This is a genomic window from Burkholderia sp. Bp8986, assembly GCF_003854225.1.
Lineage (GTDB): Bacteria > Pseudomonadota > Gammaproteobacteria > Burkholderiales > Burkholderiaceae > Burkholderia.
Genome location: NZ_QTQM01000082.1, coordinates 1 through 9,532 on the forward strand (window position 1 = coordinate 1; position 9,532 = coordinate 9,532).

Here is a 9,532-nt window from a genome sequence, read left to right on the forward strand (position 1 = left end):
TTCCTGCAAATCAAACAACACCGTTTCGGCTTCGCAGCCTTACTGCATACGCCTCGCACGATTGTTCAGGTCCGACTCAGTACGCGCCGTTTCATCAGAATCTCGTGAACGCCGGCGTGCGCGACTCGACCTACGTCCTCGACGGACTGCTGTATCACGAGTCGGATCTGCGCATCAAGGAACATTACACCGACACCAATGGGTTCACGGATCACGTTTTCGCCCAGATGCATTTGTTCGGCTTTCAGTTTGCGCCGCGCATTCGCGATCTTGACGACATGAAGCTCTACGTGCCCGGCAGCGCGAAGGACTATCCGGCGCTGGTGGCAATGATCGGTGACGCCTATGATGAGAAGCCCATCCGGCAGCACCGGGACCAAGTGTTGCGTGTGGCGACGTCGATCCAACAGGGCACCGTCACGGCCTCGCGGATGCTGCGCAAGCTCGGCAGTTATCCACGGCAGAACGGACTGGCCGTGGCGCTGCGCGAAATCGGCCGCATCGAGCGCACGTTGTTCATTCTCGACTGGCTGCAGGACCGTCGAGTTGCGCCGTCGCGTGCACGCCGGTCTGAACAAGGGCGAAGCCCGTAACGCGCTCGCCGTGTTTTTCCATCGCTTGGGTGAAATCCGCGATCGTAGCTTTCGAGGCGCAGCGATACATGGCGAGCGGCCTGAACCTGGTGACCGCAGCAATCGTGTTATGGAACACGGTCTATCTCGAGCGGGCGATCGAGGCTATGCACGCGCTGGGCGTGCCCGCTGACTCCACGTTGCTGCCGTATCTGTCTCCGCTGGGCTGGGAGCACATCAATTTGACGGGCGACTACGTGTGGCAGCGGGACCGGAAATTCGGGGCCGGCAAATTCAGGCCGCTGCGGCCAGTGCCTGGCTTATAGCGCCAAGTACGGCAACCACCACGACTTGCCGCAGGACCGATCTATTCTGACGCCATATCCGGCGCACTCGACACCTACACACGCCCGATGGCAGCGCCTTCCGCCCGATGACCGGAACCGGCTTCACGTGGAAGTCGCTGCGCGCGTCCGCTTTCCCGGCGGCACACCGTACAGCCTGCGATACATCGCGATAAACGCGCTGTCGCTCGCGTAACCGACCTGGTGCGCGACCGCCGTAACCGACGCTCCCTCCGCCAGGCGCGACTGCGCGACCAGAAGACGACACTGCGTCCGCCATTGCGCGAACGTCATCCCGGTTTCTCGCACGAACGCCCGGGCGAGGGTCCGCTCGCTCGCGCCGACCCGCTCGCCCCATTCGCGCAGCGGCCACGGCAACGTGGGATCGTCGAGCAGCGCTTGCGCGAGGGCCAGCAAGCGCTTTTCGCGCGGCATCGGCAGATGCGGCGGCGCGCGGTGCGCCGCTGCCAGTTCGTCGAGCAGCGTGGCGACGAGGCGCTGCTTCTCGGCCGTCAGCGCCTCGTCGGTCGCCCACTCCGTGATGCGAAGAATCAGCTCGCGCGCGAGCGCATTGATCTCGATGATCGTGGGCAGCACGGGCAAACCGGGATACGTGTCGACGTCGAAATAAAGGCTGCGATACGAGAATTTCCCGTGCATCGTCGTGCGATGCCGCAGCCCGGCGGGCAACCAGACGGCCTGCGACGGCGCCAGTTGCCCGACCCGGTCGGCCGTGTACAGGGTCACCGCGCCTTCGGCCTGATACAGCAACTGAGTGCGCCGATGGGTATGCCAGTCCGAGCGATGCCCGCGCGTTTCCACCGCGAGCCCGGCGATCGGGCAGGTCGCGATATCTGGATCGACGACGGCTTCGGGAAGATAACGCGGCATGACCGTTTTGCGATGTTTTTTGCCTGAGTTGCGTGATTCTAACTTTCGTCCGGTTGCTACGCTATCGACACGACATCACACGTAGGGAAAACATCATGCAATCCCACCTCGCCGGCAACGGCCGCGCGCTGCCGCCCAAGTGGCTGGTGATCGCGTGGCTGGCATTGCCGCAAATCGCGGAAACCATTCTCGCGCCCGCGCTGCCGAACCTAGCCCGCGCGTGGCGCCTGGACCCGGCCCACACGCAATGGGTCATGGGCGTATTCTTTCTCGGCTTTTCGGTCGGCGTGCTGCTGTGGGGCCACGTCTCGGATCACCACGGACGCCGCCCCGCGCTGCTGCTCGGCCTCGCGCTGTCGCTGATCGGCACGCTGGGCGCGCTCGCCGCCCCCGCCTACGCATGGCTGCTGGCCGGCCGCTTCGTGCAGGCAGCCGGCATGGCGACCTGTTCGATCACCACGCAGACAATCCTACGCGACCGCCTGAGCGGTCATACGCTGACGCAGTACTTCGTGACGCTCGGCATTGTGCTGTCATGGTCGCCAGCGGTCGGCCCGCTGGCCGGGCAGCTTCTGTCCGACTGGCAAGGTTACCCAAGCGTGCTGTGGGGCGTCGCGGCGCTGGTAGCGCTGCTGATGCTGGCCGGCACACGTTATCTGGACGAAACGCGGCCGAATTCGCTCGACCTGGCGCCGCTGCGGCGTCTTGCGCTTCGCATGGCGACGGATCGCGCGCTGTGGCGCGCCGCTGTGCTGGTCGCAGGCCTCAATACGCTCGTCTTCTCATTCTATTCGGCCGGCCCCTTCATGGTCGGCGATCTGCCCGGCCTCGGGTTCGGCTGGGTCGGGCTGGCGGTGGCGCTCGTCGGCAGTCTCGGCGCCGCGTGGAACCGCCGGCTGTCGGTCGAGATCCGACCGGATCGCCGGGTGCTGTTCGGGCTGATCTGCGTGCTGGCCGGCGTCGTCTGCCAACTGGTATATGTCCTCGCGTGGGGGCAGTCGGGCGCGCTGTGGGCCGTGACCGCGCTGCCGGTCTTCGCGGGCTTCGGTCTCGCACTCCCGAACATCCTGGCGCCAGCGCTGCGCAACTACGGCGCAAGCCTCGGACGCGCCGGCGCGCTGTTCGGCGTGACCTACTACCTGATGCTCGGCTTGGCGCTTGCCGCGACTGCCGTGCTGCCGTTCGATACACCGATCGCGTTGAGTGGATTCTGGACGTTCATCGCGGGCGCAATGGTCGGGCTACATGGCGCTCATGTCGCGGGCTTGCGACGAAGGATCGGCAGCCCTCGGCCGATCCTTCGTCCTCCTACGAACGAGTGAAATCGGACGAATTCCGGCATCTTGCGCACACGTCAGCCGGATCGTCTCAAGGCTGTGCCACACAAGTGAAACTCGACGAGCGATTGACTTCGCCCGAGCCGACTTGGCGCGGAAACGCCGGCCATTCACACAAGGGGCGCGTGCGCCCCGGCACGCCGGCCGTGTCCGCGACGATTTGCGGGGGCGGCGTCACACCGCTTTTAACCCAGTTTTCGAGCGTTGTCAGTAAATCCTATGCCGCATTAAACATCGAACTGACCGCATGCCCGTACGCGATCGGGCGAATCAACTTCCTTTTCGACAAATCCCAGAAGTCACACATGCGCGCGGATGCGCTGTAGGAACACTTCGGATTGCGCGCTCAGACCGGTTCGGCCCGCTCAGGAGCAATCCTCAACCTTTTGAATATCGGCCAGCCGGACCCTCGCGGGTCGCTTCCCGGTCAGCTCGCCCGAAATCCGCTCGCGTGACTCATCGAGATCGACAGCCTTACCGTTGGCGCACGCCGCAACCCACGAAATTTGCAGGAACAAGCCTTCCGCCAGAGCGTCATCCCATTTGTACCATACGCAGACTAGACCGGTTCGTTAACTCGTCCGCCCAGTAGCTCAGGCTAAACGTGCATTATTTTCCGTTTTCTGAAGCGTCCCCAAGCAGTTCGGCGAGCGCATCGCGCGACTCGCGGCGCACGCTCAACCCTGAAGGACGAACGCAGTTCGAGGGCTCGCCCCTGACTGACGGTTTTGTAAGACATCGGTAACGACGGATGCGTCCAGATATTTGCCTTTCGCATGCCCGATTGCTTCGCAGATTTTTCCCCGCTACGCTGCACAGTCCGTTTTTCGCGCGGGAGTGCGGGCGATGGACCACTGGCGACTGGCGTATCTCGGGATGCGGCATTTCTCGCATGAGCTGACCGAGTTCGAACTCAACACTTTCTTCACGTTCTCCACCCGCGAGCGCGCCCTGATCGACGGCCACCGTTCGCACCTCTACCGCCTGGCGGTCGCGCTCCACCTAGGCTTGCTGTACGTGGAATCGGGGCAGGGTCACTGGCAGCGGTGCCGCAAGGAGCGGCGCGATGAGCCGCCCAAGCGCAGTCGTTGCGCGGCAACGCGCCGATCGGCCTGCTCACCAGCGGGGCATCCGGCACGATCCGTCTGCAACTCAGCGGCCAATCGCATACGAAACCCTTTTAAACAGTGCCCCGATCATCAAAGCGAGACGCTTTTCAACAGCCTGCTAAAAGCCGCCGGAAAACTGCCCAAGGTCGCATTGGTAGCTTGCATGCGCAAGCTGCTGACCATGTTCAATGCCATCGTCGGAACCAACACGCCTTGGGACGAATCACTTCATCGCGCTTAACTTCGAAGACGGTTACTCAGTCGTTGCCCCAGCGCAATCGAGGCGCGACCGCCGTCCGGAGAGATTACGCGACACAGCCACTGAGTCGCTTTGATTACATTTTGAATTTGGCGATCATTCCAACGAAATCCCTGCAATTATTCTAAAAATCCATAACCACTTACCCACGAATCTCTAATGTGTTGCCTAAGAGCATCTGGGTAAAGTGTAGAGAAATCTGCACGCATCGGCACATCATTTTCAGACCAATCGTCACTCGGTAATCCATTGAGGACCGACTTAGTCGTAAACATCGCAAGCTTTTCATTCGCCTTCATGAAGGCATTTAGCGGGTTGGCGGACAAATGCGGAAAATTCAATTCCCCGTCGCCAGGGTGCACGCGTGTAGCAATAGCCCAAAGAACATCTCGAGCGTCGGTTGGATCAACATCATCGAGAACAATCAAAATTCGCGGAACGACGGTGCCCCCTCGCATCCCAAAGACAAATTCACCTAATGCACGGGCGAATTCATTTGCAGATTTATATGTAGATATTTCTCGCCAGTTCACCGGCACAGTAACAACAAGCAAATGACAAGCCGCCTCGAACGGAACAAAGCACGCAGTGACAGGCCAACCTGATCGCCGCAATTCAGCTAACACTGTTGCCGCAATACCAATGCCCCAGCAGGTGTGATTTTCCTCGGGTGGGTAGCCAGCTGCGACAATTGGCAAAATAGCATTATCACGCCATGTCATCGCCGTAACGTGATAGATCGGACGCATTTGCCTCGAATCCGGAATAAGATATCCCGGATATTCTGCCATTGGCCCCTCCTCGTCCACTTCATCCAATGACAAATGACCTTCAATCACAATCTCCGATGATGCAGGTACGTCGAGGTCCACGGTTTCACATCGCACAACATCAATAGCTTCACCAAGATAACCACCGATAACCGGCCCTTCCGACACTCCGTCACGTAACGGCATGCCAGAGAAAAATGGAATAACTGGATCATGACCGAGTGACAACGCGAATGGCATGGATTTCCCAGCCGCTCGCCACATTGCGTGAATTTTCCCCACGTGTTTCTGCGAGGAAACAATGCCGACGAGAGTGTTACGATTCCGAAGCATGATTCGAGCGATTGACCAGTTTGTCCATGCCCCGTCAGGCGTACGCGCGACAATGGTACCCCACGTATTAAGGTATCGCCCACCATCACCTCCGTGGATCAGCGGAGTGGGCAACGCCATTAAGTCAACATCATCTCCAATCCGAACGTTCTGCTTACAGGGCGCAATTTGCACTCTACGTGGAGGAATAGGGAGTTGATCTTCAGCGCGGGAGAGTGCTTCTACAATATCAAGTGCGCCCGCACTCGGCGGCAATCCCACCGAAATCGCGGCTCGTGCCATACGCTGCCCAACTCGGGCACTCACTCCGGCTGGGGCACCTAATACACGAAAACCTGGCAATCCTTTTACATGAGAAAACAAAGGTGCGGGAGCCCCCGTCTCGTAGCACCTTCGCGTAATTGCCCCGATCTCTAGATTCCAATCAACTTCGCAATCTATTTCTATGACTTCACCGATTTCTTTCAGAGCAGACAAATACTCTCGCAGACTCGAAAGATGAATAGGACGACGTGCCTCCATAGCATTTACCCCTTTTTCATTCGTGATTTTGGTTTATACATCATCAAAATTCACAACACTGCAAAGTGATAATAAATATCTGAAAACCAGCGCCGCATTTGGCTAGTAAGCGTAAACATCGTCGCCAAGTATATTCCGCCATCTCAGCGGCAAGGCTACCCGGGCTCCTCGGGTCGCACCTATATAACATAAATGACGTGGCTTTATCGATCTAATGGCAGACACCAAAATAGATATCAGCTTTGCTCGCGCAACCAGAAATCATGCATTTGACGCAAATTGCCGGATGGTGAACAGCGTTATCAAGAGCGAGAAAGGCGAATGTTCACCACCCTACTTGGTGCCGCTCCCAAAAAACGCACTGCAATGCTTACCCTGATTGGAAAAATCGCAACATTGCTAACGCCCCCTTGCCACACCTAATTCAGGCACACCCAGCATCCCTCATGCCTTGTAAATGTCAGCATGTCTTATGCTTGGAACTGCGGCGCACGGGATCGGCGGGGTTCAGCCCAGTTTTGGGTCAGCCCCAAACGGCCCGTACCGATGATGAGTCGACGGCGGCACGCGAGAAATCGATTGCGACGGGCCGCCCGCCGTTTGGCGAGCAGCAGTTCGTAAAGGCGTTCCCACACGTGAACCTCGCGCCAATTGCGAAGCCGGCGCCAACAGTTCTCCCCCGAACCGAAACCAAGTTGCGTCGTCAAATGATTCCATCGTATGCCGGTCTTGAACACGAACAAGACACCATTTAATGCCGCCCAATTCGGAATCGGGAATCGGTCCCAGGTTTCGCCGCGATTTCAGCGACGGCAAAAATGGTCCGTGAGCATCCACAATTCGTAATCAACGATCGGCGCTTGCAGTCCACATGATCCCGTTGCTCAGATGCTTGATTGAGATTAACGGGTCACCGGTTAATTCAACAGTCTTTCGAGGTTATTTTTGAACTACCCCTAAGAACAAAGCCTCATCTCGAGCATTCCATCAAATGCAATCTTGACCTTTACGACGCCCTTGCCGCCACAAACCTCCCAAACACCGACGCATCAAATAAAATGACGCAACACGAAAACCCTCAATCTGATTCTCCACGCAAATATAAGCACCCGTGAGAATGTCACACCACCCACACGACCCCGTCGCCATATTGGCAACAAATAGCTAGATTTCCAATACCTAAAATAACAACACAATTTTGCCAAAAATTCCGCCACACAGACGGGACGCTCTCACGAAACTGTCGTCACTCATATTCACGCGGATGGTTTCGCGGCATCAGGCTCGCTCGTGGCGCTCGCCTCGGCCTCGACCGACGACTTCTCATCGCTTCTTAGGTACTGCAGAAAATCCGAGCTGTCTTTTTGCTGCGATAGATGACCCGGCATTACGCTCGCACTGGCGACGCGCGCGACGAAGAACTCGTGATGCCCGTCCATGTAACGAGTCGCGTCCATTCCGAGCTTCGAACTCAACCCGCGCATTACACTATCGCCTGAGGGGTCCAGCTTGGATCCCAGTGCATGATGAAGTATCACCAGATCCCTATCGGCCTGAAACCTGGTTGCTACCGCCCACTCCACCTGAAGAGGATCGTCGATATCAATATCATCATCGACTACAATCACCTGCTTAATATCATAGTGACAACTCAAAGCGTGAGCGATAACGTTCTTAGCCTCTCCATATTGCTGCTTATGCATCTTGATGACGAGATGAAAACGCCCAACCCCGCCAGGCGTCAATCTCAAATCAATTACATTTGGAAATATTTCATTTATATGCAATAACATTGCAGCTTCGCGCGAAACCCCTCCAGTCACTATATTTTCAAATCCAGAAGGAAGAGTTGTCTCATAAATTGGATCACGCCTGTGAGTCACACATTTTACCTTGATAATTGGATGAAGTCCGGCCTCGCCATAATAGCGGGCGAACTCGCCGAAGGGGCCTTCAAGAGCGCGGAAATGCGGAAGAATTTCACCTTCGATGGAAAATTCCGCGTCGGCTGGAATAAAAATTTCATTCGTATAGGAACGAGTCACCCGCAACGGTTCACGCTTCAGTGCGCCGGCTATCTCTAGTTCACAAACATCACGCGGAGCCATCACCTGCGACGCCAACTTAATCACTGGATCATGACCGATTGTAATTGTAACCGGTAACGGTCGGTCCGTGCTTTCCGCAAATTTATAGTACGCGTGCAGGTCCCTTGGCAGCATGAGAATACTTAACGTATCACAAGCTTGGAGCTGCATCCGGTGGATAGAGAGATTCTGCTTTCCATTCTGCAGGTTTGCCGCGTTGACCAAACCACTCGTGATGTACGGCCCTCCATCGTATTCACTCGTGGTAACGACCGGTAGGATCGAACTCAAGTTAATATTATGCTCGTAGACAACCTCATGAACGGGGGCACGATCCTGTGGCACCACGCCCCAGCCCAAAGGGGAAGCAATTGACTGGCCAACGTGCGCAAGGAGGTTGCCGGTGGTCACACCCAACACCTCCTCCACCCACGCGCGATTGCCTAGCGTTCCACCGACAACCGGAACCTTGTGTCCAGATGGCTCAGGAAAAAAACACACCTTCCTTCCCTCCAAGCCGACCAGAAGCGCGGTGAGTTCGTGCTGTAGCGAAACGCCTCGCTGCATTACAGCCAATCGATCGGTATCATGCAAACGCTCCAGCCATTCACGCAAATCTCGCATCGATATGCCTCGTCAATTATGGTGACATCACGTCCGAGCCAATTCAGCGCGTCAGACAATCCGCAAAGTGTAAATCGCCCGGTCTAGAATTTTGCGCCAGATCACTTTCGCTCGCCCCATGAAAGCAGCGCTTATCGGCCGCGATAAACGGGATGCCACTTGGCGTATCAAACGAGATCATAAGCGAATCGCTGGACGAAACAGGGAAATTTATTTCCTTAAGACAGTCCAGCGGACTGATCTTGAAGCGATCACGGAATTCCGAATCCTCGAGTGAATTACGCAGCCCGACCAGTACTTGAAACATAGTATCCATCGCGACCCCATCCGTGTCGTTAGCACACTGTAATCGCGAGCACATGACTCGCGCGCCAATTCTCTCATAGAGTGGAATACTCCGATCCCATGGTCAAGGCGGCGAATCATTATTATTAAAATGATGCAGAAAAACAAAAAAGCGAAGCAGAGAGGTGGCCGCACAAATTCGGACAGACGGGTAAGTGGAATGCCCGGGGCCTGAGCCAGCGATAATGCCGGCAAAGGAACCGAGGACATGACGAAGAGAACCCGACGGACGCACTCAGCGGCGTTCAAAGCGGAAGTGGCACTGGCGGCGGTCAAGGGCGAGCGCACGCTGGCCGAACTGGCGCAGCAGTTCGATGTGCACCCGAACCAGATCACGGA

The 9,532-nt window shown here is 57.0% G+C and carries 7 protein-coding genes and 3 pseudogenes; 4 read left to right on the top strand and 6 right to left on the bottom strand.

Annotation, left to right across the window (positions count from 1 at the left end; all coding sequences use genetic code 11):
- Positions 1 to 77 precede the first annotated feature (77 nt).
- Positions 78 to 898, top strand: a pseudogene (locus DID99_RS35230) (Tn3 family transposase); the annotation flags it as partial.
- 123 nt (positions 899 to 1,021) lie between these two features.
- Here the strand turns inward: DID99_RS35230 and DID99_RS35235 are convergent.
- Positions 1,022 to 1,807: a helix-turn-helix transcriptional regulator gene (locus tag DID99_RS35235; RefSeq protein ID WP_124668602.1), complete on the bottom strand. Its 786-nt coding sequence runs from the start codon at positions 1,805 to 1,807 to the stop codon at positions 1,022 to 1,024.
- A gap of 95 nt (positions 1,808 to 1,902) precedes the next feature.
- Here DID99_RS35235 and DID99_RS35240 point away from each other — a divergent pair, with 95 nt between their 5' ends.
- Positions 1,903 to 3,129 carry an MFS transporter gene (locus tag DID99_RS35240; RefSeq protein WP_124668606.1) on the top strand — a complete coding sequence of 409 codons (1,227 nt, stop codon included), beginning with the start codon at positions 1,903 to 1,905 and terminating at the stop codon, positions 3,127 to 3,129.
- 46 nt (positions 3,130 to 3,175) lie between these two features.
- Here DID99_RS35240 and DID99_RS38155 read toward each other — a convergent pair whose 3' ends face one another.
- Positions 3,176 to 3,322 carry a tannase/feruloyl esterase family alpha/beta hydrolase gene (locus tag DID99_RS38155; RefSeq protein WP_260444770.1) on the bottom strand — a complete coding sequence of 49 codons (147 nt, stop codon included), beginning with the start codon at positions 3,320 to 3,322 and terminating at the stop codon, positions 3,176 to 3,178.
- A 1,037-nt stretch (positions 3,323 to 4,359) separates the two neighbouring features.
- Here DID99_RS38155 and DID99_RS35250 point away from each other — a divergent pair.
- A pseudogene (locus DID99_RS35250) lies at positions 4,360 to 4,494 on the top strand (IS110 family transposase); the annotation flags it as partial.
- 137 nt (positions 4,495 to 4,631) lie between these two features.
- Here the strand turns inward: DID99_RS35250 and DID99_RS35255 are convergent.
- From DID99_RS35255 to DID99_RS35270, 4 genes and pseudogenes are all read right to left on the bottom strand, one after another.
- Entirely contained in the window at positions 4,632 to 6,137 is a 1,506-nt protein-coding gene (locus DID99_RS35255) for a UbiD family decarboxylase (protein ID WP_124668603.1), read from the bottom strand.
- Positions 6,138 to 6,663: 526 nt separating this feature from the next.
- Positions 6,664 to 7,003: pseudogene (locus DID99_RS38160) on the bottom strand (transposase); the annotation flags it as partial.
- 390 nt (positions 7,004 to 7,393) lie between these two features.
- Complete coding sequence (locus DID99_RS35265; RefSeq protein ID WP_124668604.1) at positions 7,394 to 8,848, bottom strand: UbiD family decarboxylase; 1,455 nt, start codon at positions 8,846 to 8,848, stop codon at positions 7,394 to 7,396.
- Positions 8,849 to 8,891: 43 nt separating this feature from the next.
- Positions 8,892 to 9,164, bottom strand: a complete 273-nt coding sequence (locus DID99_RS35270) for a hypothetical protein (protein ID WP_124668605.1) — start codon at positions 9,162 to 9,164, stop codon at positions 8,892 to 8,894.
- A 237-nt stretch (positions 9,165 to 9,401) separates the two neighbouring features.
- On the opposite strand from DID99_RS35270, the gene DID99_RS35275 reads away from it, so the two are divergent.
- Positions 9,402 to 9,532 (top strand): transposase (locus DID99_RS35275; RefSeq protein ID WP_148094694.1); only part of this gene is annotated, 131 nt, incomplete at its 3' end.